This is a genomic window from Erythrobacter sp. (genome assembly GCF_035194505.1).
Taxonomy (GTDB): Bacteria; Pseudomonadota; Alphaproteobacteria; order Sphingomonadales; family Sphingomonadaceae; genus Erythrobacter.
This window is the reverse complement of sequence record NZ_CP136573.1, coordinates 2,240,358-2,263,278: the sequence shown is the minus strand read 5'-3', so window position 1 is coordinate 2,263,278 and position 22,921 is coordinate 2,240,358. Positions and strand designations below refer to the sequence as shown.

Genomic DNA, 22,921 nt, shown 5'->3' with positions numbered 1-22,921 from the left:
AGCGCTTTAAATCCCGCGGGCGTGAGCGGTGATCTCGCCTGCAACGCGGGGGATCAGGGGCAGCGGAATATCGTGGCCCCAGCCGGGGATCGTCACCAGCCGCGCGCCCGAGATGTGCCGCGCTGTGTCCTCGCCCGCCTCCAGCTTCACCAGCGGATCGGCCTCGCCGTGGAGCACCAGCGTCGGCGTGGTAACGCTGGCAAGGCGCGCGCGGCGGCAGCCATCATCTATGATCGCGGCCAGCTGGCGCGGCAGGCCTGCGGGATAGACCGAACGGCGCATGTTCTTCAGCACCCGCTCACGCTGGGCCTCGGCGTCGAAGGGAAAGGCCTCGCTCTCGGGGCTGCCGATATTGCGCGCAATGTTGAGGCCGTGGGCCACCAGCGTCTCCTCGTCCATGCCCTTCAGCGGCGCGATCAGGGCCTCCATCGCGTGCTTTTCGGCCTGGGGCAGCTTTCCGTTGCCGGTGGTCGACATGATCGAGGTCATGCTCATCAGCCGGTGGCCGTGGTGCACCGCCATCAGCTGGACGATCATCCCGCCCATCGACGCGCCGACCACATGGGCGCTTTCGATCCCCAGCGCGTCCATCACCCCGATGCCGTCATCGGCCATGTCCTTGAGGGTGTAGGGCACGCGGGCCGGGAAGCCGATCTTCTTGCGCAGCAGCTGGATCGGCAGATTGGGCGCGCGCGCGCCTTCAAACTTCTGGCTGAGGCCGATGTCGCGGTTGTCATAGCGGATCACGCGGAAGCCCTCGCCCACCAGCGTTTCCACCAGCTCGTCCGGCCACAGGGTCAACTGCGCGCCGAGGCCCATCACCAGCAGGATCACCTGGTGCGAAGGGTCCCCGTGATCCTCGTAGAAAATCTCGATACCGGTGTTGGGCGTGGTGATGGTGGGCATTGCGGCTGTGATCCTCTCAGGCCCGCGCGGCTATTTCCACGCGGGTCCGGCTATATCGAAGCCGCGCAGCGCCAATTGGTCAAGCACCCCGCCGCTTTCCGCCAACACCCGCAAGGGCACAACCGCGAGCGTGGTGCCTTTCGCGGTGCTGGCCTCGGCCAGCCTCTCGACCCAGATGGTCCTGAGTTCACTGCCCAAAGTCTCGTCCGCCCAGGGCCAGCAGCGGCCCAATGCGGTCTCCAGCGGGTTCGCCATGACGGCGGGAATATCATAGCGCCGCCAGTCCGCGCCGCGCTGTTCGACGATATCGGGGCCAGCCTCCAGCGCATCCATCGCCGCGCCGAGGCAGGGGATATGCGCCTGCGGCTCGGCCTCGGCGAGGTTGTCGATGATGTCCTCGCCGCGCAAGGTGGCGGCGCGATCGATGGGGACATTGGCCTTCTCCGCGGCGTCCTTGACAACATCGGACGCATCGCGCGCGGTATCGCGGTTGAAGCGCAGTTCCTTCCGGAGCAGCTGGAACGAGGTGAGCAGGAAGGACTGGCGCGAATAGTCCTCTTCCTGCGCCTTGCCGAGCGCTTCGAGCCGCGCCCATTGCGCCGGCGCGAGATAGTCGGAGGCGAGCTTGTCATCGGGCAGCTTGGTGAACTTGTCGCCGGAGAACATCAGCCGGAACACATCGCCGGGAGAAACCTTGGGCCGCGCACCGAGGATGACGCGGTTGGCCTGCCCGGTCGCATCCTCCAGCCGCTCGGGCTGCCACGGCGTGGTCTTGGGGATCGCCCGGATCTCGCCGACGAGGATGATCGTGCCCGAGGGCGTATCAATCGTCCACATCGGCGCGCCCGAGCGCTGGGCGGTGACGACGATCGCGTTGGCGGGGGTCTCGGGCTCTTGCGCGGCGAGGGGGGCAGCGATCAGCGCGGCAAGGCAGAGGAAAGACAAAGGCTTCTTCATCATAGCGACCCTTCGAGACATATCACGCGCGCCTAAAACCAGACACATGAACCGCGACCGAACCTCCCCGTCCCTAAGGCACCAGCACCGTATCCTTCGCCTCTGCCGCAAGCGCGGGGTAATCGAGCGTGTAGTGCAGCCCGCGGCTCTCCTTGCGGCGCAGGGCCGACTGGACGATCAGCTCGGCCGATTGCAGCAGGTTGCGCAGTTCAATGAGGTCGGTCGTCACGCGGAAGGCGCCGTAATAGTCCTCGACCTCGCGCTTCAGCAGTTCGATGCGGCTTGCGGCGCGCTCCAGCCGCTTGGTGGTGCGCACGATGCCGACATAGTTCCACATGAAGCGGCGGATTTCGGTCCAGTTCTGCTTGATGACGACCTCTTCGTCCGAATCGGTCACGCGGCTTTCATCCCACGGCAGGATCGCAGGCGGAGCCTCCAGCGTGCCCCAGCGCGCCAGAATGTCGCGCGCTGCCGCCTCGCCGAAGACGAAACATTCGAGCAGGGAATTGGACGCCAGCCGGTTCGCGCCGTGGAGGCCGCTTTCGGTGCACTCGCCCGCCGCCCACAGCCCCGGCACATCGGTACGCGCATCAAGGCCGACGACCACGCCGCCGCAGGTGTAGTGCTGCGCGGGGACGACCGGGATCGGCTGGCTCGTCATGTCGATGCCGAGCCCCATCAGCTTCTCGTAGATCGTGGGGAAATGCCCCTTCACGAAATCGGCGGGCTGGTGGCTGATATCGAGGTGCACGTAATCAAGGCCGAAGCGCTTGATCTGGTCGTCAATCGCGCGGGCGACCACATCGCGCGGCGCCAGCTCCATCCGCTCGGGGTCGTAATCGACCATGAAGCGCCGCCCGGTTTCGGGGTGGAGCAGATGCCCGCCCTCGCCGCGCACGGCCTCGGTGATGAGGAAGTTCTTGACCTCGAGATTGTAGAGGCAGGTCGGGTGGAACTGCATCATCTCCATGTTGGAGACGCGCGCACCCGCCCGCCATGCCATGGCAATCCCGTCGCCGGTCGCACCGCGCGGGGCGGTGGAGAACTGGTAGACGCGCCCCGCCCCGCCGCTCGCGAGGATGGTGGCGCGCCCGACATGACGCTCGACCCGCCCGGTGGCCTCGTCGAGCGCATAGACTCCCCACACGCGGCCAGCAGCAGAGAACTGCTCGCGGTGGCGATCGGTGATGAGATCGATGCAGGTGCGGCCCGGCAGCAGGGTGATGTTGGGGTGCGCCTCGGCCGCGCGCACCAGCGCCTGCTGCACCGCCCAGCCGGTGGCGTCGTCGACATGGACGATGCGGCGGTGCGAATGGCCGCCCTCGCGGGTCAGATGGAGCGAATCGGCGTCGCGGTTGAACGGCACGCCCAGTTCGCACAGCCGATCGATCGAAGCGGGGGCGCGTTCGATCACGAATTCCACGGTCGCAAGGTCGTTGAGGCCTGCGCCCGCCACCATCGTGTCGCGGATATGATCCTCGAAAGTGTCGCCCGCATCGAGCACGGCGGCGATCCCGCCCTGCGCCCAGGCGGTCGATCCGCCGGTGAGCGAGCCCTTGGCCAGCACCAGCACGCGGGCATGCTGCGCCAGAGCCAGCGCCGCCGTCAGCCCCGCCGCGCCCGAGCCGATGACGACTACGTCATGCACGGGGCCGTTTGCATCCTCACTCGCCATGCCCGAGCCATGCCGCGCAATGCCTTGTGCCGCAAGCGCTATGCGCGGTCATAATCGATTGACGATTACCCCCTATCGGGAAGAAAGCGGGCGTTAAGCATAACCCCGCCGCGAAGTTACGGGGCGAAAATCTATGTCTTTCATGTCGTTTATCGGGTGCAGCATGGACCGTCACGAACCGGTGCGCAGCGATGTGAAGTGGGGCGGGCTGACCTATGTCGGCCATTGCAAGCACTGCCACGAACCGATCGAGCGGCTGGCCCATCGCAAGTGGCGCAAGCGCCCCGAACAGGCCTGATTAGGCCTCTGCCGCAGCGCCTGCGGTCAGCTGCACGAAGACATCTTCCAGATCCGCCTCGCGGGTGGTGACATCCTCGATTGTCAGGCCCTGTTCCTGCAGGATGCCGAGCACCTGGCCTGCGCTCATGCGGTCCTTGTCGTAAGTCACCTCGACCTTGCGCGCCCCGTCCCATTCGACCCGGGCGAAGGCATCATGCGCCGGCGCAGCGGTGCAATCATCCGCGAGGGTGACGGCGACCACCTTTTCGCGCGCCATATCCACCAGTTCGCGGGTCGGCTTGTTGGCGATCAGCTGGCCGTGGTTGATGATCGCGATCTGGTCGCACAGCTCCTCGGCCTCTTCGAGATAGTGGGTGGTGAGCACCACCGTCACGCCCTCGCGGTTGAGTTCGCTCACCAGCTCCCACAATTGGCGGCGCAGATCGACATCGACCCCGGCGGTGGGTTCATCGAGCACCAGAATCGGCGGGCTATGGACCATCGCCTTGGCCACCAGCAGCCGCCGCTTCATCCCGCCCGAGAGCGTGCGGGCATAGGCATTGCGCTTGTCCGACAGGCGCACGGCGGCGAGCAGTTCCTCGCTGCGGCGCAGGGCCTTGGCAATGCCGTAGAACCCGGCCTGATTCTCCAGCACCTCGAAGGGGGTGAAGAAGGGATCGAACACGATTTCCTGCGGCACGATGCCGATCGAACGGCTGGCGTTGCGACGGTCGCGGTCAATATCGAAGCCCCAGATCTCGGCCGTGCCCGAGGTCTTGTTGACCAGCCCTGCAAGGATGTTGATCAGCGTCGACTTGCCCGCGCCATTGGGGCCGAGCAGGCCGAAGATCGATCCTTCGGGCACATCGAAGCTCACCCCGCCCAGCGCCAGCTTGCCTTCGGTGACGGTGCCATTGGCGCCCTTCGCCGGAGCGTAGCGTTTGACGAGATTGTCGATGCGGATGGCGGGAGCGGCGGACATAGGGCCAGCCCTAGGCAAGCGGGACGGCAAAGGCAATTGCACTGGCGCGGCTGGCGCGTTATCGGCGTGGGCCATGAGCATTGCCCCTCCCGAAGTCCTGCTGGTCGATACCGCGCGCGTGAGCTGCGACGGGGCCAGCGCCATCCGCGGCGGCGCGGGCTATCGTCCGGCCGCGCTTGGTCACCCGCGCGTCTATCTCCAGATCGACGAGCACGGCTATGTCGATTGCGGCTATTGCGACCGGCGCTTCGTGCTGAAGGGCGGCCCGGCCGATGGCGCGGATCAGGCGAGCCTGCCTGATATTGCCGCAGGCGCCAGCTGATCGGTCCGCTCAGCGGCGGTTAAGGCTGGGCGGCGTAACGCTCAGGGCCATAACTCCAGCGGAGAAACGCATCATGTCCCGTTTGACTGCCCTGTCCCGCCCGCTTGCCGCCGGTGTTGCGGCTGCGCTTGCCTGCGCGATTGCCCTGCCTGCCGCAGCGCAGGATGACACCAAGCCCGCCTCGCCTGCGCAAACCAAGGGCGAGGCGCGCCTTGCCAAGATGCTCGAAGGCCGCGTGGCGGGCGAGCCGGTGCGCTGCATCCGCGACCAGCGCAACGTGCCGATGCAGACGATCGACAAGACCGCCTATGTCTATGGCCGCGGCAACACGATCTGGGTCCAGCGCACCGCCAATCCCGACAATATCGACAGCAATGATGCTCTGGTGACGATCCGCTTCGGCGCGAGCGAGCTGTGCAAGCTCGACCAGATGAACACGGTCGACCGCGTGCTCGGCTTCATGACCGGCGTGGTCTTCTTCGAGGATTTCGTCCCCTATACCCGCGTCAAGGACGCAGGCTCGGCCGATAGCTGAGCCGCGCCGCAGCTGGCGCAGGCGAGGGGCGCAGGGCAGGTCGGCTGCCCGCTGAGCCCGAGATAGCGGCAATCCCCAAGGCTATGCCGGCCCGCCAGAGCGAGCAGCGCGGCACCCGCCCCGTCCTGCGCGAAGATCCGCGCATCGCGGCGGATGGCGGCGGCTTCGGCGTGCAGATCGACGAGTGAGACCGGTGCCGCATGCAGCGCGCGGCGCTCCTCGAAGGCGCGCTGGCGGCACACGGGCGCGGGTTCAGGTTCGGGATCGCGCAAAGGCGGCGGTGCAGCGGGGGCGCTGTGCGGAGCTTGCGGTGCCTGCAGCGCGGCATCACGGGCCTCGCGCCGCCCGCCCTGCATTCTTCCCACGGCCCAACTGGCCAGAGCGATCAGACCGGCCAGCCCCCCCAAGGCTGCCGGATCAAGGTCCAGTCCCATCATGTCCTCCGCCTGCAACGCAGCCGGACAGCCTCCCGTAGCCGAACAGCAGCATTGCGAATCGTCACACCAGAACTCCCGAGGGTGCGACCTGTGGCATCATGCCGCAGGAGCGCCCCCGGGGGTATGCGGGGCTATACCTAGGTGCGTGCGAAGTTCGGGCGCGGGTTAAGCGCGGGCCATGGCCTGCATGCGGGCGATGATCTCCTCGGCCTGGAGCATGATGCGGTCGATCAGCTCCTTGCAGGTCGGGATGTCGTGGATCAGGCCTGCCACCATGCCGCAGCTCCACGCGCCCGCGTCCATCGTGCCCTCGGTCATGATCTTGGGGTAGACGCCGGCGACTTCGGGCAGGATGTCCTGAATGGTGATGGCATCGCCCAGATCCTTCTCCTTCTGGATCAGGCGCTCGACGGCGGCATTGTTGAGCACGCGCTCGGTGTTGCGCAGCGGGCGCATGACAAGGCGCGTGTCGAGTTCGCTGGCGGCAAGGATCGCCTGCTTCACGTTCTCGTGGACGGGCGCTTCCTTGGTGGCGATGAAGCGCGTCCCCATGTTCATCCCCTGCGCGCCCATGGCAAGGCTGGCGACGAGGCTGCGTCCGTCGGCCATGCCGCCGCTGGAGACGAAGGGGATGTCGAGCTCGTCCGCAGCGCGCGGTAGCAGGATGAAGTTGGGCACGTCATCCTCGCCCGGGTGGCCGCCGCATTCGAACCCGTCAACGCTCACCGCGTCGCAGCCGATGTCCTGCGCCTTCAGCGAGTGGCGCACCGAGGTGCACTTGTGGATCACCTTGATCCCCGCATCCTTCAGCGGCGGCAGCAGGTCGACCGGATTGCGCCCGGCGGTCTCCACCACCTTCACCCCGCCGTCGATGATCGCCTTCACGAGGCCGGGATAATCGGGCGGCGTGAGGGTCGGCAGGATGGTGAGATTCACGCCGAAGGGCTTGTCGGTCATGTCCTTGCAGCGTGCGATTTCATTGGCGAGCTTTTCGGGCGTGCCCTGCGTCAGGCCGGTGATGATGCCGAGCCCGCCCGCATTGGAGACGGCGGCGGCCATCTCGGCGAACCCGACATAATGCATGCCGCCCTGGATGATGGGGTGCTCGATGCCGAACATTTCGGTGATCGCGGTCTTCATGGCGTATGGTCTCCCGTCCAATGCTGTGTTTGGACACGACACAAGCCTGTTTGCGAGGCCCTTTCAAGCCCGCTTTTGGGGAGGCATGGCGGCCTCCACGCATGCCGTAGCGTCAGTTCGGGAGGGGTGGCCGGGCGGACGGGAGGCGGTGGGATCGGTTCGCTCCCTGCCCGTCCGGCACGCCTTATCTGCCCCGCCACGCGGGCGGGCGCTTTGATCCGGCTCAAACGGCCTGAAAAATCAGTTAGCTGCGGGTGAAGGACAGCGAGAAGGTTACCGGGACCGCCGGGGTGATCGAGGGCAGCTGCGCCAGCGCGCGCAATTCGCCGAGTTCGTCGGTCAGGCCGAACATGTCGGTCGAGATGATGACCGGCGCGGTCGGCACCACGGTGACGCGGTCGGCACCGACGCGGGTGACCAGCACCTCGGTATCGATATCGGCCGATGCGCCCTTGATCGTCACGCTCGCCTTGAGCGGGCGGGTGAGCGACTGGCCCACGGCAAGGCCCGCAAAGCCGGCCGGATCGAGCTTGGCGGTGATGGTGGCCTTGGGGTTCTCGGCCACGGCGAAGAAGATTTCGCGCATCCGCTCGTTGCGGATATCGACCCCGGTATTGACCGAGGCGAGATCGATATCGAGGCTCGCCGTGCCATCGGCGGCGACGGTGCCGGAGAGCTTCTCGAAGCGGTTGGCCTCGGCAATCTCGCCCGCCTTGATGCTGACATAGGACAGGCGCGATCCTGCCGGATCGAGCGTCCATGCGCCTTCCGTTACCGGAGCAGCCTCGGCCACATCATCCTTGGGCGCCTCGGCCTCCTTCCCGGCACAGGCCGCAAGGCCAAGCGCAAGAGCGGCAGCGAGGGGAGCAAGGAGGCGCAGGTTCGTCACAGGCAATACCTTTGGGCGGAAATGTCAGGGCGCAGAGATATGCGATTTGCTGCCGCGCGCAATGGGGCGTTGCAGCTTACTCCCACTCAATCGTGCCGGGCGGCTTCGACGTATAGTCGTAGACCACGCGGTTGATGCCCTTCACCTCGTTGACGATGCGGGTGGCGACGCGGGTGAGGAAACCGGCGTCATAGGGGAAGACGTCGGCGGTCATCCCGTCGGTCGAGGTCACGGCGCGCAGGGCGCAAACCGAATCGTAAGTGCGCCCGTCGCCCATCACGCCAACCGTCTTGACCGGCAGCAGCACCGCGAAGGCCTGCCAGATCGCATCATAGAGGCCCGCATTGCGGATCTCCTCAAGGTAGACAGCATCGGCCTTCCTCAGGATGTCGCAGCGTTCCTTGGTCACCTCGCCGGGGATACGGATTGCAAGGCCCGGGCCGGGGAAGGGGTGGCGGCCGACAAAGGCATCGGGCAGGCCCAGCTCGCGGCCGAGGTCGCGCACCTCGTCCTTGAACAGCTCGCGCAGCGGCTCGACCAGCGACATGTTCATGCGCTCGGGCAGGCCGCCGACATTGTGGTGGCTCTTGATCGTGACGCTCGGCCCGCCGGTGAAGGAGACAGACTCGATAACATCGGGATAGAGCGTCCCTTGCGCGAGGAACTCCGCCCCGCCGATCTTCTTGGCCTCGGCCTCGAACACGTCGATGAAGGTCTTGCCGATGAACTTGCGCTTGGCTTCCGGATCGGTGAGCCCCGCAAGGCCGCCGAGGAACAGCTCTTCGGCCTCCACGTGAACCAGCGGGATGTTGTAATGGTCGCGGAACAGGGTGACGACCTGTTCGGCCTCGTTCATGCGCATGAGGCCGTGGTCGACGAAGACGCAGGTCAGCTGGTCGCCGATCGCCTCGTGGATCAGCACCGCGGCAACCGCCGAATCGACCCCGCCCGAGAGGCCGCAAATGACCCGCTTGTCGCCCACCTGTTCGCGGATTTCCGCGATCTTGGTCTTGCGGAATTCGGCCATGGTCCAGTCGCCCGCAAGGCCGCAGACATGGCGCACGAAATTGGCGATCAGCTTGCCGCCATCCGGGGTGTGGACCACCTCGGGATGGAACTGGGTGCCGTAGAAGCGCCGCGCCTCGTCCGCGATCACCGCGAAGGGCGCGCCGTCGGAGGTGGCGACGATTTCGAAACCGGGGGCAAACTGCGTGACCTTGTCGCCGTGGCTCATCCACACCTGATGGCGCTCGCCCACGGCCCACAGGCCGTTGAACAGCGCGCATTCGGCGGTGACGGTGAGAAACGCGCGGCCGAATTCGCCGCCTTCACCGGTTTCATGCCCGGGCTTCACCTCGCCGCCCAGCTGGTGGCTCATCACCTGCTGGCCATAGCAGATGCCAAGGATCGGAACGCCCGCCTCGAACAGGGCTTGGGGCGCGCGCGGAGAGCCGTCGTCGGGCACGCTCGCGGGAGAGCCTGACAGGATGATGCCCTTGGGCTTCATCCTCCGGAACGCGGCTTCGGCCTGGGTGAAAGGCGCGATTTCCGAGTAGACCCCCGCCTCGCGCACGCGGCGCGCGATCAGCTGGGTCACCTGGCTGCCGAAATCGACGATCAGGATCGATTCGGGGACGCTCTGGGAAGCGGGGGAATCGCCCGCAGCGGGGCTGGAGGGGTGCGCGCTCATGGCGGCGGATTACGGAGCGCGCCGAGCGAAGTCCAGCATCGCAACACAGCGATCCGTATTTTTGCGGTGCAGCAATTTTTTCCTTCATAATTTCTGATGGTTCCCGAGAAAATATCGGTTTCACGTTGCAATCTTTGGAACCATTCTCGCGCATTTCGCATTTGCACAGTTCTCTTGTGCACTGCACCAGAGTTTCAAACAGCAACTGAATGCCGGCCAACGGCATCGATCCTTTCTGACACCCTCTCAAATCCGGAGTTTTCTCATGCGTTTCATCCTCCCCCTGATCGCTCTCGCCGCCGTCGCCGCTCCGGCTGCTGCGGAAACCGTGACCGTGCGCATCGCCTATGGTGATGTCGACGTGACCAGCGCCGAAGGCCGCGCCGCGCTCGAAACGCGCATCAACGCGCAGCTGCGCAAGGCCTGCACCACCGAGGCGGCTGGCCGCTTTGCCTTCGGCCGCACCGTGGTCGACAGCAAGTGCGTCGCCGAAGCCCGCACCGTGGCGCTGGCCGAAGTCGAGCGCGTCGCCGCCGCGGAAGCCCGCAACGGCCGTGCGGTCGCTGCCAACTAAGCGACAAGCCTCTGAAAACACGAGCGGCCGTCGGAGCGATCCGGCGGCCGTTTGCGTTTGGCCCGGCGTATTATGTTGCGTTTCATGCAACTAAAATTGGTCTTTTCGCATTTGCAATATAATCGCCCTGTCACCAGATAGCGCTCACGCGATGGGCGCCGGGCTCCTCTCTCTCCACCCGGCATTTCCTCTGGACCATCGCATGGTGGAAGAAGGCCGAAGACGGCTGCTCCGCCAGCCTGCCAGATCCGGCGTTGACGGCCTCTCCCCCCTCGGCCGTTGGGATCCGCCGGATGCCCTGCCATCCCCCCGGCCGGGCAAGCAGCACGCGAGACGCGGTCGCCAGTCCTCCCCCCCTAACATTGGTGACCGCGTCTCCAGCGGCTGCACGCGCCCCTGTGTCGCACACCCCGCCACGCGCATTTCTGCCCCACTACGCAACAACCTCTAGTTGCGGGGGTAAAACATTTTTATTCGCGATAGGGTTTGAATATTACGCGTGCATTCCCATATGATGCACGGGCCCGGGCGGCGAGACCTCTCCCCCCCTCTCCCTTGCTGACCCGGGCCGCCCAAACAAAAACCAGAACAAGGGAAACCAGAACCATGACCATGATCAGCGAAAAGGCTTTCGCCCTGCTGCTCGCCGTTGCTATCAGCGGCACCGCGTTCAACACGTTTATCGTGTAACGCGCAGGCAGGCCAAAGCCTCATGCGGCCCGGTTCCTCACCAGAGGAGCCGGGCCGTGCTGCATCCGGTGCCTAGTCGATCCCGCCGAGCCGCTCGGCTTCCTCGCGCAGCTCGGTCTTGAGCAGCTTGCCGATATGGCTGCGCGGCATCTCCGCGATCACGTGGAGTGCGGCAAGCCGCTGGGTCTTGCCCAGCCGTACATTCACCGCCGCCATGATCGCTGCCGGTTCGCCATTGCCCTTCAGCACCACGAAGCCGACCGGGGTCTCGCCCCAGGCACGCGAAGGCACACCGACCACCGCCGCCTCGGCCACGCCCGCCTCCTTCAGCAATTCGGCCTCGAGATCGCTGGGATAGATGTTGAACCCGCCCGAGATGATCATGTCCTTGGCACGGCCGACCAGTTCGACAAATCCTTCCGCGTCGACCCGCCCGATATCGCCCATGCGCATCCACGCCTCGCCCGTCGCCGGGTCGATCCACTGGGCCTCGGCGGTTTTGTCAGGGCGGTTCTTGTAGCCGCTCATCATGGTGAGGCTGCGGCCGATCATGTTGCCGGGGGTGCCGGGCGGCACTTCGCGGTCTTCATCATCCACCACCTTCAACTCGCTGCCCGGCGCAGGGCGGCCGACGGTGTGGAGCTTGTCGGGGAATTCGTGGCACGCAAGCAGGCAGACCACCCCGCCCTCGGTCATCGAATAGATCTCGATCAGGCCGCCGGGCATCCGGCGCAGCACCTCGCGCTTCAACTCGGCAGAGAAGGGCGCGGAGGTGCAATATTTGAGCTTGAGGCTGGAGAGGTCGAAATCGTCAAAGCCCGCGAAGTCCATCAGCCGCTGGTATTGCACCGGCACCAGCATGGTGATGGTCGTCCGGTCAGCCTGCGCGTGGGTGAGCCACTTGGCGCAATCGAACTTGCCCATCACCCGCACGCAGCCGCCTGCCAGCAGCACCGGCAGGAAGGCGACCATGGTGGTGTTGGAATAGAGCGGGGTCGAGGCGAGCGAGCGCACCTCCAGCCCTGCCCCCAGATAGGACAGCGCCGTCGCCGCAAACTGCCGCCAGCGCATCTGGTGCGAATGGACGATGCCCTTGGGGATGCCCGTCGTCCCGCTGGAATAGATGATGTTGAACGGGTCTTTCGGCCCGGGCACGAAGTCCGGAGCCCGCGTCCCCGGAGGGGCCATCCACTGGTCGACGCTTTCGAGCGGCACGCGGATCAGGTCCGCCATGAAATCCGGCCCCAGCTCAGCCGCCTTGGCCGCGTCGATGAACAGATGGATCGCGCCCGAATCCTTTGCCATGCCTTCGAGCTGCTCAGGGCTTGCGCTGGTGGTGAGCGGCGCGGCGACCCCGCCTGCCCGCACCGCCGCCAGAAACACCAGCGCATATTCGACTGTGGAGGTCCCGAGGATCGCCACCGACTGCCCGCGCTGGAGCCCCGTCTCCACCAGCCGCGCCGCCAGCCGCTCGACCAGCCCGACCAGCTCGGCCCAATAGACCTCGCGGCGTTCGTCGCGCAGCGCCAGTTCGTCACCGCGCAGGCGCGACCACTCCATCAGGATGTCGGGGAAGCTGCCGAAAGGCTCGGCAAGGCGGCTCATCATCATCTCTTGGCTCATGACGGCCATGCATAATCGGCGGGGTCACAGGCGCAAAGGATTTGCGCAGACGCTCGCGAAAGTGGCAGGATGCCCATGAGGAGAGGGACACGAGATGATCAGCAAGGCAGGCATGATCGCGCTGGCCGCATTGGCGCTGACGGGAGCGCAGGCCGGCGCGCAGGAGCAGGCGGCGGAGCCCTTGCAGGTGACAGTGGTGCTCGCCCATCCCGATGACGAGCTGTTCATGGCCCCTGCGCTGGCGGCGCTGGCGCGGCAGGGAGCGCGGGTCCAGATCGCCTATGCCACGCAGGGCGATGCCGGGCCGGGCGTATCGGACCTCAAGCCGGGCAAGGCGCTGGGCGAGGTGCGGCTGAAGGAGGCTTTCTGCGCCGCCGAAGCGCTCGGCGCGGCCTCGGTGGCGAGCCTCAATCGCGGCGACGGGACGCTTGGGCTCAATGCCCACCACGAAGGCAGCACGGCGGGCAAGCTGCTGGTCGATCTCGATTCATGGCTGGCCGAAACCGACATGATCCTCACCTGGGGGCCGGACGGGGGCTATGGTCATGCCGATCACCGCATGGTGAGCGCGATCGTCACCCAGATCGCGCAGGCCCGCCCTCCGGGCCAGCGCCCGAAGCTGCTCTATGTCGGCATCCCCGCAGGCAGCCTCCCGCCGGTGCCCGAGATGGCGGACTGGGCCACCACCGATCCCGCGCTGCTGACCGAGACCATCGCCTACACCCCCGCCGATCTCGCCGCCGCCAAGGCCGCCGCGATGTGCCATGTCACCCAGTTTCCCGAAGCCTCCCGCCAAGGCATGATGGGGCTGTTCGATGCCACCATGTGGCGCGGGAAGGTGCATTTCCGCCCCGCCTTCTAGCCCCTTCGACGAAGCGCCCTCGTCACCCGTGGAAAAGCGCCTCCAAGGGGCCTCCCGCAGTTGGGTTTCCCGTCTTCAGCGCCTATATGATGGGCCATGGACGACAACACCAATCAACCCCCCGCAAAGCTGCCCAACGCCAATGAATATGGCGCGGATTCGATCAAGGTTCTGAAGGGCCTCGATGCCGTGCGCAAACGGCCCGGCATGTATATCGGCGACACCGATGACGGTTCGGGCCTGCACCACATGGTGTTCGAAGTCTCGGACAACGCGATTGACGAGGCGCTGGCGGGGCATTGCGACCTCGTGCTGATCGAACTGAACCCCGATGGCTCTGTCAGCGTCGAGGATAACGGGCGCGGCATTCCCACCGGCATGCACCCTGAAGAGGGCGTCTCGGCGGCCGAAGTGATCATGACCCAGCTGCACGCGGGCGGGAAGTTCGAGAACACCTCGGACGACAATGCCTACAAGGTTTCCGGCGGCCTGCACGGCGTGGGCGTATCGGTGGTGAACGCTCTGTCCGAATGGCTCGAACTCACCATCTGGCGCGAGGGCCAGGAACACTGGATGCGCTTCGAGCTTGGCGATGCGGTCGGCCCGCTCAAGGTGGTGGGCGATGCACCCAAGGTTGACGGCAATTCTGACGCCAACGGCTTCAAGAAGGGCACCCGCGTCACCTTCAAGGCGAGCCACGAGACCTTCAAGAACGTCACCGAATTCGATTTCGACAAGCTCGAACACCGCTACCGCGAGCTTGCCTTCCTCAACTCCGGCGTGCGCATCAAGCTGCGCGACAAGCGCCACGAAGAGGTGCTGGAGCATGACCTGTTCTACGAGGGCGGGATTGCGGCCTTCGTCAAATATCTCGACCGCAACAAGCAGCCGCTGATCCCCGAGCCTATCGCTGTCTCGGCTGAGAAGGACGGGATCGGCATCGACGTCGCGCTCGAATGGAACGATTCCTATTACGAGAACGTCCTCGCCTTCACCAACAACATCCCCCAGCGCGACGGCGGCACTCACCTTGCTGCCTTCCGCGCCGCGTTGACCCGCACGCTCAACAATTATGCCGAGCGTTCGGGGATGCTGAAGAAGGAGAAGGTCAGCCTGTCGGGCGAGGATATGCGCGAAGGCCTCACCGCCATCGTCAGCGTCAAGCTGCCTGACCCCAAGTTCTCCAGCCAGACCAAGGACAAGCTGGTCAGCTCCGAAGTGCGCTCGCCATTGGAAACCCTGATGGGCGAGAAGATGACCGAGTGGCTGGAAGAAAACCCCAATGATGCGCGCTCGATCATCCAGAAGATCATCGATGCCGCCGCCGCCCGTGAAGCCGCCCGCCGCGCCCGCGAAATGAGCCGCAAGGGCGCGATGAGCGTCGCCAGCCTGCCCGGCAAGCTCGCCGATTGCCAGGAACGCGATCCCGCCAAGTCCGAGCTGTTCCTCGTCGAAGGGGACTCCGCAGGCGGATCGGCCAAGCAGGGTCGTGACCGCAAGACGCAGGCGATCCTGCCGCTGAAGGGCAAGATCCTCAACGTCGAGCGCGCGCGGTTTGACCGGATCATTTCCTCCAAGGAAGTCGGCACCCTCATTCAGGCGATGGGCACCGGCATCCGCGACGAGTTCAACCTCGAAAAGCTGCGCTACCACAAGATCGTCATCATGACCGACGCGGACGTGGACGGCGCGCATATCCGCACGCTGTTGCTCACCTTCTTCCACCGCCAGATGCCCGAGATCATCAAGGCCGGGCACCTGTTCATCGCCCAGCCGCCGCTGTTCAAGGTGTCGAAGGGGCGCAGCGAGGTCTACCTCAAGGATCAGGCCGCACTTGATCGCTATCTGGTCGATGCCGGATTGCAGGGCCGGGTGCTGGAAACGCAGGGCGGCGCGCGGTCCGGGCCCGATCTGCGCGCGATTGTCGATGGTGCGCTACGGCTCAAGAACCTGCTCGGCTTCGTGCCGCGCCGCTATGATCTCGGCATTGTCGAACAGATGGCGCTGACCGGTGCGCTCGAACCCGGGCTGTCGGGCGATGCGCTTGCTGCGGCGCTCGAACGCGCTGCCGGACGGCTTGGCGCGGGCGACCGCGAGGCGCGCTGGAGCGCATCGCAGCGCGAAGACGGCACGGTGGTGTTCGAACGCCTGTGGCGCGGGGTGACCGACGTGCACGAGATCGACGCACGCTTCCTCACCAGCACCGAAGGGCACAAGCTCCACGGCCTCGCCGCCGCCCAGGCCGAGACCTATGCCACCCCCGTCAGCCTCGTTCGCGGCGATGCCGCACCCGAGGAGCCGGAAGCCGAACCCGTCGCCGCCGATCCGCTCGCTGGCGAGGCGGAGGAACCGGTGGCCGCACCGGCGATCACGCTGGACGGCACGATCAGCCGCCCGACCCAGCTGCTCGACGCGATCTTCGCCGCCGGGCGCAAGGGCCTGTCGATCGCCCGCTACAAGGGCCTTGGCGAAATGAACGCCGAACAGCTCTGGGAAACCACCCTCGATCCCGAGGCGCGGGTGCTGCTGCAGGTCAAGGTCGAGGATGCCGACGTCACCGACGAGATCTTCACCCGCCTGATGGGCGACGTGGTCGAACCGCGCCGCGAGTTCATTCAGGATAACGCGCTCAACGTGGCAAATCTCGACGTATAGGCCAGCAAGCAATGTCCCATCAGCTCCACCGCACCGACGAATTGCAGCACGCGAGTTTCCTGCTGGTTCTGGCGGTGGTGAGCCTGCTGATGGCGGTGATCGTGTGGCCCTTTGCCCAACCGCTGCTGTGGGCTGCGCTGGCCGCGATCATGTTCCAGCCGCTCTACCGCTGGATGCTGCGCAAGATGGGCGGGCACCGCAATCCGGCGGCGATTTCTTCGCTGGGGGTGATTTTCTTTGCGGTGCTGGTGCCCGCGCTGTGGCTGGCGACGCTGGTGGTGCAGGAGGCGCTGGTGCTGGTCGCCACCTTGCAGGCCCAGCCGCTCGACCTCGCGACCAGCTTTGACCGCGCCTATGGCATGCTGCCGGAAGTCGCGCAGCAAGCGGTCGACCGTTCGGGCTGGGCCGACATGGCCAATGTGCAGACCAAGCTCGAAGGCCTGCTGGCCGAAAGCGCCGGGATGATCGCGTCCCAAGCGGTCTCGATCGGCAGCGGAGCGCTGGGCTTCCTGTTGGCCTTCAGCGTCGGGCTTTACGTGATGTTCTTCCTGCTGCGCGACGGCGAGCGGATCGGGCGCACGGTGCTGCGCACCATTCCGGTGGAACGCTCGATTTCCGAGCGGCTGGCGCAGCGGTTCCTCGGCATCGTGCGCGCGACGATCAAGGGATCGGGGGTCGTCGGGCTGGTGCAGGGCGTGCTGGCGGGGATCAGCTTCTTTATCGTCGGGCTGGAATCCGCACTGCTGTTCGGCGTGCTGACCACGGTCTTCGCGCTGGTGCCGGTGATCGGCGCGGGGGCAGTCTATGTGCCGGTCGGCCTGTGGCTGCTGATCGCGGGCGAGGCGTGGCAGGGCATCTTTGTGCTGGTGTTCGGCTTTGCGGTGATCTCCTCCTCCGACAACGTGCTGCGCCCGATTCTGGTGGGCCGCGACACGGGCATCCCGGACTGGATCATTCTGGTGACCACCCTGGGCGGGATCAGCTTCCTCGGCTTTTCCGGCATCGTGCTGGGGCCGCTGGTGGCGGGGCTGTTCCTTGCCAGCTGGTCGATCCTGCAGGAACAGCGGGACGAGGATGCGCGCGCGACGGAGGACGAGATCGATCCGATCACGGTCGACGCCTCGGGCCGCGCCGCCGCTTCGGCCGAGTGAGGCCGCGATGCGATCGCTGACCCGCCCAGGCAGTCAGGCCGAAGCCGCAGGGCGCCTGCTGCTCGCGGGCCTTGTGGTGGTGATGCTGCCCGCCCTGCCTCTGGGCAATTACCTGATCTACCCCTTCGTGATCCTCACCACCTGGTTCCACGAGATGGGCCACGGCCTCACCGCGCTGGCCACCGGACAGGATTTCGAGCGGCTGATGATCTTCGCCAGCGGATCGGGCGTCGCCGAAAGCCGCATCGCCGGTGATGCCGCGCCCTGGGTGCCCGCCGCGATTGCCGCAGGCGGCCCGCTCGCACCGTGCCTTGTGGGCGCGCTGCTGATTTTCGCGAGCGCCTGGCGCAAGGCGTGGCGGCCGGTGCTGTGGCTGACCGCAGCGGCGATCATCGCCAGCGTGGTGATCTGGGTGCGCTCTCCGGTCGGCTATGCCGTGCTGCCGCTGGTGGCGGCGTGCCTTGCGCTGGTCGCATGGCGCGCCGGGCCGACCTTCACGCGCTTCACGCTCCAGTTCCTCGGCATCCTTGCCGCGATGAGCATGCTGCGGGACTTCCACTATCTCTTCACCCGCGAGGCGGTGATCGAAGGGCGCGCGGTTCTCTCCGACACCGGCCAGATCGGCGCTGTCACCGGCCTGCCGCACTGGGTGTGGGCGGCGGCGATCCTGCTGGTCTCGGGCGCGATGGTGGGGGCTGCGCTCAAGTTCGCGCTGGCCGAAAAGCGGCTCAACCCGCCGCGCCCGCTGCCGGCGAATGTGCTCCAGTTCCGGCGGGACTAACCGGCAGCCCGGTTTGACGCTTGTGTCAGTGGGGTGGCTTGTCCGCCTGCGGTAAACTCGGCTCCATGGACATCACCGAAGTCGCCGACCGGCTCGCGATAGCCGAAACCCTTGCGCTCTATTGCCGCGGGATCGACCGCTGCGACGCGGAGCGGCTTGCCGCAGTCTTCACCCCCGATGCGCAGATCGACTATGGCGACGGGGCAAAGCCGATTGCCGAGACCATTCCCGGGCTGATGGCGGGTCTGGGCTCGATGCGGCTGACCCAGCACAACATCTCCAACACCGTGATGCGCCTGTCAGGCGAGACCGCGCGGGCCGAGACCAATTGCGTCGCGCTGCACATCATCCCGACGCCCGATGGCGAGATCGAGCTGGTGGTCGGCGGCCGCTATCTCGATCGGCTGGTGAAGCTGGAGGGCCGCTGGCGGATTGCCGAGCGGCTCTATGTGATGGACTGGAACCGCACCTCCCCCGCCACGATGCAGCTGGCGGGCGGATTGTTCGACGGCTTGCAGCGCCGCGGCGCGCGGGTGCCGGAGGATCCGTCCGTGGCGTGGTGGGAAGAAGGTTAGAACGCCACTTTCAGCGTGTTCACACCCGAGGCATCGGTCCCAGCCTCGCCCGACAGGCCGATGAACATCGTGTCGACGATCCGCGCGAGCTTCTGCTCGGTCAGCTTGTCACCCAGATAGATCAGCGCATCGGGCAGGGTGTAGTTGCTGATCATCTGGTTGATCAGCGACAGCGCCTCGTCAATCTCCAGCCCGGCAAAGAAGCCTTCGGCCTGGGCTTCGGCGATCAACTCGCACAGGTAGTGGTCGGCGAGATCGACATAGGAGCGCACCCGCTCGAAATTGGCCGCGCCCATCTCGCACAGGATGGTGAAATGCTCCGGATCATCGCGGAAACGGCCCTGCGAGATGATGAAGCGGCGGCGGAAGAACTCGTACATCTTGCGCTGCGGCGGGAGGTGCGAGGCCACCACTTCCTCCATCACCGCCATATGCGGGGCGAGCCACGTCTGTGCAACGGCATCGAACAGATCGTCATAATCGTCGAACAGCGCCTCGAACCGCGCGCGGGTGAGGCCGCTTTCGGCCATCGCCACGGTCCACGCAATCTCGGACCCGCGTTCCTTCACGAGATCGAGCACGTGGCGGGCGACGCGTTCGCGTTCCTGATCGCGCAAGGTCGGGTTCAAAGCCATGGGTCCGCGCGTCTCCTTGATCTGGCGCAACATAGGCCAGACAGACGCAAGCTTAAAGGGTCAGCCCAAGATTTTTGTGCGGCGCAGCAATGCCGTTCGTCGATTAGCGCGCCTTTTGGCCCGTCACACCACCGGCGGCATGGGGAAGAAGGTCGAGGTCTTGCGCATATAGACCGCGTATTTGTTGCCCTTGGTCTTGTGGAGGTTCTTCTCCAGCAAGGTCACGCCCGACCAGCGCATCAGGGTAAAACTGAGGAACAGCGGGCCGATCACCGTGGCGGCGGCATATTCCCAGCCGGCCGCGGCGCAGGTCAGCCAGATGCCCCACCAGGCGCAGAAATCGCCGAAATAATTGGGGTGGCGGGTGTAGCGCCACAGTCCGGTGTCGAGCACATAGCCCTTGTTGCTCGGGTCCGCCCGGAAACGCGACAGCTGCCAGTCACCGACCCATTCGAAGAACACGCCAAGGCACCACAGGGCAAAGCCGCCCCAGGCCAGCGGGGTGATCGGGGCAGGCGCGGGGCTGGCGAGGATGCCGACCTGCGCCGGGCTGGAGACCAGCAGCAGCAGCCCCGCCTGCATCAGCCACACACGGGTGAGCGTCGCTTGCGCAAACCGGCCCTGTTCGCGCGCGCCCTTGAGCATGTGGCGATAGCGCCAGTCCTCGCCCTCGCGCCGCCAGCGGCGGAACAGGTAGACGCCGAGGCGCAGGCCCCAGGCCACCGTCATTCCCATGATCAGCGTGCCGAGATCGCCCGGCCCGCCCGGCACGTGCAGCCAGCTCATGAAGGCCACAAGCGCCATCCCCGCGCCCCAGAAGGCGTCGATGAAGCTCACATCATCGATCTTCACGCTGATGCGCCACTGGATCAGCACCAGCACGAGCACCACGGCGGCATTCAGAGCGAGCGCCTCAAACATCGTTCTTCCCCGCGATAATGTCGCGCGCCTGCTGTTCGAGCACCTTGAACCTTTCGTAATCGGGAAGCTTGGAGCGGAACCACTCGGCAATCTTGAGCAGGTCCTCGCCGTAATTGCCGGTCGGCATCATCGGCGGGCCGAAGCTGACGATCCGGGTGGCGTGATCGGCGAAGGCTGGAACGATCGGCACGCTGGCGGCGCGGGCGATGTGGTAGAAGCCGGACTTCCACTTGCCGTCGCTCTTGCGGGTGCCCTCGCAGGCGATGACCAGCGCGAGCTCGTCCCGCGCGGCGAATTCGGCGGCGACCTGTTCGGTGGCGTTGAGGCGGCTGCGGCGATCGACCGGAATCCCGCCCATGTCGAACATGAAGTTCCTCATCACCCCCTGAAACAGCGTGTGCTTGCCCATGAAATTGGGCTTCACGCCCTCTTCATGCGTGGCGCCGGTAAAGAACACGAAATCCCAGTTGGAAGTATGCGGCGCGCCCGCCAGCACATATTTCTTGAGATGCTTGGGCAGCGGATCGACGACTTTCCAGCCCTGTGCGTACCAGAACGCAAGGATGATCCGGCGCACGAGGCGCGACAGCAGCGTCGGCTTGCGGTGGTGGTTATACGGCAACGGCTAATCTCTCCCCACGCGTGTCTGCCCGCATTATAAGGCGTTACGCAAGGGGGCGAGGTGGGGTTTCAGACAGGCTGTTTACATCCGGAACACGCCGAAGGCCGGTCGTTCGGCAATCGGTGCCTCCAGACACGCCGAAAGCGCCAGCCCCAGCACATCGCGGGTCTGCACCGGATCGACCACGCCGTCGTCCCACAAACGCGCGGTGGCGTAATAGGGGTTGCCCTCGTCCTCATACTTCTGGCGGATCGGGGCCTTGAAGGCCTCGGCCTCGCGCTCGTCCCACTTGTCGGCGTCGCGGTGGACGGTGGCGAGGACGGATGCGGCCTGCTCTCCGCCCATCACGCTGATGCGGGCATTGGGCCAGGTGAACATGAAGCGGGGCGAGTAGGCGCGGCCGCACATCCCGTAATTGCCCGCACCAAAGCTGCCGCCGATCACCACGGTGACCTTCGGCACGGTCGCGGTGGCGACGGCGGTGACGAGCTTTGCGCCATGCTTGGCGATGCCCTCCGCCTCGTATTTCCCGCCGACCATGAAGCCCGAGATGTTCTGGAGGAACAGCAGCGGAATGCGCCGCTGGCAGGCCAGCTCGATGAAATGCGCGCCCTTCTGCGCGCTCTCGGAGAACAGCACGCCGTTATTGGCGAGGATCGCGACCGGCATCCCCCAGATATGGGCAAAGCCGCAGACCAGCGTGGCGCCATAATGCGCCTTGAACTCGTGGAACTCGCTGCCGTCGACCAGCCGCGCGATCACTTCCTTCACGTCATAGGGCGCGCGCACATCCTCGGGGATGAGGGCGTAGAGGTCTTCGGCGTCGAACTTCGGCGGGCGCGGGTCTTTCAGTGCCATATCGACCGCCGCGCCGGTATTCGCGCCAAGGTGGCTGACGATATCACGCACGATGGTGAGCGCGTGCTCGTCGTTCTCGGCCAGATGATCGACCACGCCGGACTTCTTGGCGTGCAAGTCACCGCCGCCCAAGTCTTCGGCGCTGATTTCCTCGCCCGTCGCGGCCTTCACCAGCGGGGGACCGGCGAGGAAGATAGTGCCCTGATTGCGCACGATCACGCTCTCGTCCGACATGGCGGGCACATAAGCGCCGCCCGCAGTGCAGCTCCCCATCACACAAGCGATCTGCGGGATGCCGAGCGCCGACATGTTGGCCTGATTGAAGAAGATGCGCCCGAAGTGGTCGCGGTCGGGGAAGACCTCGGCCTGATGCGGCAGGTTCGCCCCGCCGCTATCGACGAGGTAGATGCACGGCAGGCGGTTCTCCTGCGCGATCTCCTGCGCGCGCAGGTGCTTCTTGACCGTCATCGGGTAGTAGGTGCCGCCCTTCACAGTCGCATCATTGCACACGATCATGCACTGGCGGCCCGAAACGCGGCCCACGCCGGTGATGATCGAGGCGCCATTGACGTCGCCCTCGTACATCCCGTTCGCCGCAAGCTGGCCCACTTCAAGGAAGGGCGAGCCCGGATCGAGCAGCCGCTCCACGCGCTCGCGGGGGAGCAGTTTCCCGCGCGACACGTGCCGCTCGCGATGCTTCTCCGGCCCGCCGAGCGCGGCCTCGGCCACGGCGGCGCGGAGTTGCTGCGCCAGCGCGTGGTTATGCGCAAAGCGGGCCTTGGCCTCGGGGCTTTCGCGGTCGAGCTTGGTGGTGAGGGTGGGGGCGGTCATAGTGTCGTCCTTAGCGTTTCCGCACAAACTCGGCGCGCAGCACAAGGCCTTTGATGCCGGGGTATTTGCAGTCGATCTCCTGCGCGTCGCCGGTCAGGCGGATCGACTTGATCAGCGTGCCCTGCTTCAGCGTCTGGCCAGCGCCCTTGACCTCGAGGTCCTTGATCAGCGTCACCGCATCGCCATCAGCGAGGATGTTGCCGACCGCGTCGCGCACTTCGACCGCATCCTCCGCCGCCTGCTTGGCCGCGAGCTCGGACGCGGGGAGCCACTCGCCGCTCGCCTCGTCATAGACGTAGTCTTCTTCGGTGTTCATCGCGCTTCACTCCCA

Annotated in this window: 23 protein-coding genes; 9 read left to right on the top strand and 14 right to left on the bottom strand. The window is 65.9% G+C overall.

Annotation, left to right across the window (positions count from 1 at the left end; all coding sequences use genetic code 11):
• Nucleotides 1-6: 6 nt before the first annotated feature.
• The 3 genes from RSE14_RS11185 to nadB form a co-directional block, all read right to left on the bottom strand.
• Complete coding sequence (locus tag RSE14_RS11185) at nucleotides 7-906, bottom strand: alpha/beta fold hydrolase (RefSeq protein ID WP_324073687.1); 900 nt, start codon at nucleotides 904-906, stop codon at nucleotides 7-9.
• Nucleotides 907-936: 30 nt separating this feature from the next.
• Complete coding sequence (locus tag RSE14_RS11180) at nucleotides 937-1,866, bottom strand: TraB/GumN family protein (RefSeq protein WP_324073685.1); 930 nt, start codon at nucleotides 1,864-1,866, stop codon at nucleotides 937-939.
• Nucleotides 1,867-1,936: 70 nt separating this feature from the next.
• Nucleotides 1,937-3,538 carry an L-aspartate oxidase gene (nadB, locus tag RSE14_RS11175; protein ID WP_324073683.1) on the bottom strand — a complete coding sequence of 534 codons (1,602 nt, stop codon included), beginning with the start codon at nucleotides 3,536-3,538 and terminating at the stop codon, nucleotides 1,937-1,939.
• 163 nt (nucleotides 3,539-3,701) lie between these two features.
• Between nadB and RSE14_RS11170 the strand changes: the two genes are divergently transcribed.
• On the top strand, nucleotides 3,702-3,836 hold the full coding sequence (locus tag RSE14_RS11170) for a hypothetical protein (protein WP_324073680.1): 135 nt from the start codon (nucleotides 3,702-3,704) through the stop codon (nucleotides 3,834-3,836).
• On the opposite strand, the gene RSE14_RS11165 is transcribed toward RSE14_RS11170, so the two are convergent.
• Entirely contained in the window at nucleotides 3,837-4,799 is a 963-nt protein-coding gene (locus RSE14_RS11165) for an ABC transporter ATP-binding protein (protein WP_324073678.1), read from the bottom strand.
• A 73-nt stretch (nucleotides 4,800-4,872) separates the two neighbouring features.
• On the opposite strand from RSE14_RS11165, the gene RSE14_RS11160 reads away from it, so the two are divergent.
• On the top strand, nucleotides 4,873-5,121 hold the full coding sequence (locus tag RSE14_RS11160; protein WP_324073676.1) for a zinc-finger domain-containing protein: 249 nt from the start codon (nucleotides 4,873-4,875) through the stop codon (nucleotides 5,119-5,121).
• A gap of 73 nt (nucleotides 5,122-5,194) precedes the next feature.
• Nucleotides 5,195-5,656, top strand: coding sequence for a hypothetical protein (locus RSE14_RS11155; protein WP_324073674.1), 462 nt, complete (start codon nucleotides 5,195-5,197; stop codon nucleotides 5,654-5,656).
• On the opposite strand, the gene RSE14_RS11150 is transcribed toward RSE14_RS11155, so the two are convergent.
• The 4 genes from RSE14_RS11150 to guaA all read right to left on the bottom strand — a co-directional run bounded on the left by RSE14_RS11150 (nucleotide 5,617) and on the right by guaA (nucleotide 9,812).
• Nucleotides 5,617-6,093 carry a hypothetical protein gene (locus RSE14_RS11150; protein WP_324073672.1) on the bottom strand — a complete coding sequence of 159 codons (477 nt, stop codon included), beginning with the start codon at nucleotides 6,091-6,093 and terminating at the stop codon, nucleotides 5,617-5,619. The two genes, RSE14_RS11155 and RSE14_RS11150, sit on opposite strands and share 40 nt — an antisense overlap.
• Nucleotides 6,094-6,258: 165 nt before the next feature.
• Nucleotides 6,259-7,233, bottom strand: coding sequence for an NAD(P)H-dependent flavin oxidoreductase (locus RSE14_RS11145; RefSeq protein ID WP_324073670.1), 975 nt, complete (start codon nucleotides 7,231-7,233; stop codon nucleotides 6,259-6,261).
• A gap of 244 nt (nucleotides 7,234-7,477) precedes the next feature.
• A complete protein-coding gene (locus RSE14_RS11140; protein ID WP_324073668.1) occupies nucleotides 7,478-8,122 on the bottom strand; it encodes a YceI family protein in 645 nt (214 codons plus the stop codon).
• Between the two features lie 76 nt (nucleotides 8,123-8,198).
• Nucleotides 8,199-9,812 (bottom strand): glutamine-hydrolyzing GMP synthase, encoded by a 1,614-nt coding sequence (gene guaA / locus RSE14_RS11135; protein WP_324073666.1) that lies wholly within the window; start codon nucleotides 9,810-9,812, stop codon nucleotides 8,199-8,201.
• A 265-nt stretch (nucleotides 9,813-10,077) separates the two neighbouring features.
• Here guaA and RSE14_RS11130 point away from each other — a divergent pair, with 265 nt between their 5' ends.
• Complete coding sequence (locus RSE14_RS11130; RefSeq protein ID WP_324073664.1) at nucleotides 10,078-10,386, top strand: UrcA family protein; 309 nt, start codon at nucleotides 10,078-10,080, stop codon at nucleotides 10,384-10,386.
• Nucleotides 10,387-11,148: 762 nt separating this feature from the next.
• On the opposite strand, the gene RSE14_RS11125 is transcribed toward RSE14_RS11130, so the two are convergent.
• Entirely contained in the window at nucleotides 11,149-12,708 is a 1,560-nt protein-coding gene (locus RSE14_RS11125; RefSeq protein ID WP_416379346.1) for a class I adenylate-forming enzyme family protein, read from the bottom strand.
• A gap of 85 nt (nucleotides 12,709-12,793) precedes the next feature.
• Here RSE14_RS11125 and RSE14_RS11120 point away from each other — a divergent pair, with 85 nt between their 5' ends.
• The 5 genes from RSE14_RS11120 (at nucleotide 12,794) to RSE14_RS11100 (ending at nucleotide 18,723) form a co-directional block, all read left to right on the top strand.
• Nucleotides 12,794-13,561 carry a PIG-L family deacetylase gene (locus RSE14_RS11120; protein ID WP_324073659.1) on the top strand — a complete coding sequence of 256 codons (768 nt, stop codon included), beginning with the start codon at nucleotides 12,794-12,796 and terminating at the stop codon, nucleotides 13,559-13,561.
• Between the two features lie 96 nt (nucleotides 13,562-13,657).
• On the top strand, nucleotides 13,658-16,216 hold the full coding sequence (gene gyrB, locus RSE14_RS11115; protein WP_324073658.1) for a DNA topoisomerase (ATP-hydrolyzing) subunit B: 2,559 nt from the start codon (nucleotides 13,658-13,660) through the stop codon (nucleotides 16,214-16,216).
• Nucleotides 16,217-16,227: 11 nt separating this feature from the next.
• Nucleotides 16,228-17,367: an AI-2E family transporter gene (locus RSE14_RS11110; RefSeq protein ID WP_324073656.1), complete on the top strand. Its 1,140-nt coding sequence runs from the start codon at nucleotides 16,228-16,230 to the stop codon at nucleotides 17,365-17,367.
• 7 nt (nucleotides 17,368-17,374) lie between these two features.
• Complete coding sequence (locus tag RSE14_RS11105; RefSeq protein WP_324073654.1) at nucleotides 17,375-18,148, top strand: M50 family metallopeptidase; 774 nt, start codon at nucleotides 17,375-17,377, stop codon at nucleotides 18,146-18,148.
• 65 nt (nucleotides 18,149-18,213) lie between these two features.
• Nucleotides 18,214-18,723, top strand: a complete 510-nt coding sequence (locus tag RSE14_RS11100; protein ID WP_324073653.1) for a nuclear transport factor 2 family protein — start codon at nucleotides 18,214-18,216, stop codon at nucleotides 18,721-18,723.
• Here RSE14_RS11100 and RSE14_RS11095 read toward each other — a convergent pair.
• The 5 genes from RSE14_RS11095 to RSE14_RS11075 all read right to left on the bottom strand — a co-directional run bounded on the left by RSE14_RS11095 (nucleotide 18,720) and on the right by RSE14_RS11075 (nucleotide 22,906).
• Nucleotides 18,720-19,358 carry a hypothetical protein gene (locus RSE14_RS11095; protein ID WP_324073651.1) on the bottom strand — a complete coding sequence of 213 codons (639 nt, stop codon included), beginning with the start codon at nucleotides 19,356-19,358 and terminating at the stop codon, nucleotides 18,720-18,722. The genes RSE14_RS11100 and RSE14_RS11095 overlap by 4 nt on opposite strands.
• Nucleotides 19,359-19,481: 123 nt before the next feature.
• Nucleotides 19,482-20,279, bottom strand: a complete 798-nt coding sequence (locus RSE14_RS11090; RefSeq protein WP_324073650.1) for a DUF1295 domain-containing protein — start codon at nucleotides 20,277-20,279, stop codon at nucleotides 19,482-19,484.
• The gene (locus tag RSE14_RS11085; RefSeq protein ID WP_324073649.1) at nucleotides 20,272-20,901 is read right to left on the bottom strand and encodes a 1-acyl-sn-glycerol-3-phosphate acyltransferase; all 630 of its coding nucleotides are present in this window, start codon (nucleotides 20,899-20,901) and stop codon (nucleotides 20,272-20,274) included. Before RSE14_RS11085 ends, RSE14_RS11090 begins: the two co-directional genes overlap by 8 nt.
• An 81-nt stretch (nucleotides 20,902-20,982) precedes the next feature.
• The gene (locus RSE14_RS11080) at nucleotides 20,983-22,590 is read right to left on the bottom strand and encodes a carboxyl transferase domain-containing protein (RefSeq protein WP_324073648.1); all 1,608 of its coding nucleotides are present in this window, start codon (nucleotides 22,588-22,590) and stop codon (nucleotides 20,983-20,985) included.
• Between the two features lie 10 nt (nucleotides 22,591-22,600).
• Nucleotides 22,601-22,906, bottom strand: coding sequence for an alkylphosphonate utilization protein (locus tag RSE14_RS11075; RefSeq protein ID WP_324073647.1), 306 nt, complete (start codon nucleotides 22,904-22,906; stop codon nucleotides 22,601-22,603).
• Nucleotides 22,907-22,921 lie beyond the last annotated feature (15 nt).

Excerpts from the sequence above, each read along its gene's own strand:
- gyrB (WP_324073658.1), top strand. The coding sequence starts at position 13,658 with ATGGACGACAACACCAATCAACCCCCCGCAAAGCTGCCCAACGCCAAT.
- RSE14_RS11130 (WP_324073664.1), top strand. The coding sequence starts at position 10,078 with ATGCGTTTCATCCTCCCCCTGATCGCTCTCGCCGCCGTCGCCGCTCCG.
- RSE14_RS11100 (WP_324073653.1), top strand. The coding sequence starts at position 18,214 with ATGGACATCACCGAAGTCGCCGACCGGCTCGCGATAGCCGAAACCCTT.
- RSE14_RS11155 (WP_324073674.1), top strand. The coding sequence starts at position 5,195 with ATGTCCCGTTTGACTGCCCTGTCCCGCCCGCTTGCCGCCGGTGTTGCG.
- RSE14_RS11090 (WP_324073650.1), bottom strand. The coding sequence starts at position 20,279 with ATGTTTGAGGCGCTCGCTCTGAATGCCGCCGTGGTGCTCGTGCTGGTG.
- RSE14_RS11080 (WP_324073648.1), bottom strand. The coding sequence starts at position 22,590 with ATGACCGCCCCCACCCTCACCACCAAGCTCGACCGCGAAAGCCCCGAG.
- RSE14_RS11180 (WP_324073685.1), bottom strand. The coding sequence starts at position 1,866 with ATGATGAAGAAGCCTTTGTCTTTCCTCTGCCTTGCCGCGCTGATCGCT.
- nadB (WP_324073683.1), bottom strand. The coding sequence starts at position 3,538 with ATGGCGAGTGAGGATGCAAACGGCCCCGTGCATGACGTAGTCGTCATC.
- RSE14_RS11105 (WP_324073654.1), top strand. The coding sequence starts at position 17,375 with ATGCGATCGCTGACCCGCCCAGGCAGTCAGGCCGAAGCCGCAGGGCGC.
- RSE14_RS11075 (WP_324073647.1), bottom strand. The coding sequence starts at position 22,906 with ATGAACACCGAAGAAGACTACGTCTATGACGAGGCGAGCGGCGAGTGG.
- RSE14_RS11150 (WP_324073672.1), bottom strand. The coding sequence starts at position 6,093 with ATGATGGGACTGGACCTTGATCCGGCAGCCTTGGGGGGGCTGGCCGGT.
- RSE14_RS11125 (WP_416379346.1), bottom strand. The coding sequence starts at position 12,708 with ATGGCCGTCATGAGCCAAGAGATGATGATGAGCCGCCTTGCCGAGCCT.
- RSE14_RS11165 (WP_324073678.1), bottom strand. The coding sequence starts at position 4,799 with ATGTCCGCCGCTCCCGCCATCCGCATCGACAATCTCGTCAAACGCTAC.
- RSE14_RS11185 (WP_324073687.1), bottom strand. The coding sequence starts at position 906 with ATGCCCACCATCACCACGCCCAACACCGGTATCGAGATTTTCTACGAG.
- guaA (WP_324073666.1), bottom strand. The coding sequence starts at position 9,812 with ATGAGCGCGCACCCCTCCAGCCCCGCTGCGGGCGATTCCCCCGCTTCC.
- RSE14_RS11145 (WP_324073670.1), bottom strand. The coding sequence starts at position 7,233 with ATGAAGACCGCGATCACCGAAATGTTCGGCATCGAGCACCCCATCATC.
- RSE14_RS11095 (WP_324073651.1), bottom strand. The coding sequence starts at position 19,358 with ATGGCTTTGAACCCGACCTTGCGCGATCAGGAACGCGAACGCGTCGCC.
- RSE14_RS11120 (WP_324073659.1), top strand. The coding sequence starts at position 12,794 with ATGATCAGCAAGGCAGGCATGATCGCGCTGGCCGCATTGGCGCTGACG.
- RSE14_RS11110 (WP_324073656.1), top strand. The coding sequence starts at position 16,228 with ATGTCCCATCAGCTCCACCGCACCGACGAATTGCAGCACGCGAGTTTC.
- RSE14_RS11170 (WP_324073680.1), top strand. The coding sequence starts at position 3,702 with ATGGACCGTCACGAACCGGTGCGCAGCGATGTGAAGTGGGGCGGGCTG.
- RSE14_RS11160 (WP_324073676.1), top strand. The coding sequence starts at position 4,873 with ATGAGCATTGCCCCTCCCGAAGTCCTGCTGGTCGATACCGCGCGCGTG.